This window comes from Aequorivita sinensis, from assembly GCF_006346335.1.
In the GTDB taxonomy this organism is placed as follows: domain Bacteria; phylum Bacteroidota; class Bacteroidia; order Flavobacteriales; family Flavobacteriaceae; genus Aequorivita; species Aequorivita sinensis.
Genome location: NZ_VDMC01000049.1, coordinates 1 through 1,262, shown reverse-complemented (window position 1 = coordinate 1,262; position 1,262 = coordinate 1). Strand labels below are relative to the sequence as shown.

At 37.2% G+C, this 1,262-nt stretch carries 2 protein-coding genes; both read left to right on the top strand.

Translation table 11 applies throughout. The annotated features are described in order from the left end of the window. Positions 1-404 (top strand): transposase (locus FHP04_RS14330; RefSeq protein WP_246051452.1); only part of this gene is annotated, 404 nt, incomplete at its 5' end. Between the two features lie 8 nt (positions 405-412). After that, positions 413-1,243, top strand: coding sequence for an IS3 family transposase (locus FHP04_RS14325; protein WP_158319154.1), 831 nt, complete (start codon positions 413-415; stop codon positions 1,241-1,243). Positions 1,244-1,262 lie beyond the last annotated feature (19 nt).

The following is a 1,262-nucleotide window of genomic DNA, read 5'->3' as shown; positions in this document are numbered from 1 at the left end:
AACCTATGAAAGCAAATGTACGGAGTATTCGCAAGCAGCGTAAATACTCAATTGAATTTAAAAAAAGGATTGTTGCAGATTTTGAAAGCGGAAAGTTTAGCGTTCTCCAATTGGAGAAGCTTCACGGAATAAGAAATCCAACAATTTATAAATGGATTTATAAATTCTCTACCTTTAACGAAAAAGGATTTAGAATTATAGAAATGAAAGACAGTAGCAGCCAAAAGATGAAAGAGCTTGAAGCTCGCATAAAGGAGCTTGAGAGCACCGTAGGCCGCAAGCAAATAATGATTGATTATTTGGAGAAGATGATGGAGATTGCCAAGGATGAACTTGATATCGACATCAAAAAAAACTTCGGCACCCCACAATCAACTGGTTCAGGGAAAACAAAGAAAAAGTGAGTTTTTCAATGAACATGCTATATGCCACCGTTGGAATCAGCAAGCAAGCTGTAAGCCAGTATAATACAAGGCAAAAGGCCTTCGACAAGAAAGTCAAGCAAATGACCCTCGAAGCTGATGAGCTCAGAGAGGATCACCCTGGTTGTGGGGTTGAGAAAATGTACTATACACTTAAACCGGACTTTATAGGAAGGGATAGGTTTATAGAGTTAATGATGGAACTGGGATACCGATTGAAGCGTAAAAAGAATTATAAAAGAACAACTATTGCTTCGAAAATTTATTATCCTAACCTAATAAAAGGGATGGAGGTTGACCGACCATCAATGGTATGGCAGTCTGATATTACTTACATACCTATTGGCAACAAGCATTATTATGCAGTTTTTATAATAGATGTCTATACCAAGAAGATCGTAGGATATAAAGTCTCTGATAATATGAGGGCACAGGCAAATATGGATGCATTGAATATGGCATTGAAAGAAAACGACGCCCCTCTGGTACACCACAGTGATCGGGGGAGTCAGTATATCTACAAGGGCTATATTGATCTTTTAAGGGAAAATGGAAGCCAAATAAGTATGGCACTCTCAGCCCATGACAATGCCTATGCTGAACGTATCAATAGAACCATAAAAGAGGAATATCTTGATCATTGGAAGCCACAGACATTTATCCAGTTAAAAAGAATGACGGCAAAAGCGGTCAAGAATTACAACAGTAAAAGATTACATAACAATAACGACAGAATGAGCCCTGAGAAGTTCATAAATCAATTTTCTTTCTTGAGGCCTCAAGAAAGAAAATTGATGACTATTTTTGATAATCTAAATTAATAAATAACGGTCAACACTA

What these genes read in the sequence shown, in the direction of transcription:
- FHP04_RS14325 (WP_158319154.1), top strand. Translation starts at nt 413, where the DNA reads ATGAACATGCTATATGCCACCGTTGGAATCAGCAAGCAAGCTGTAAGC.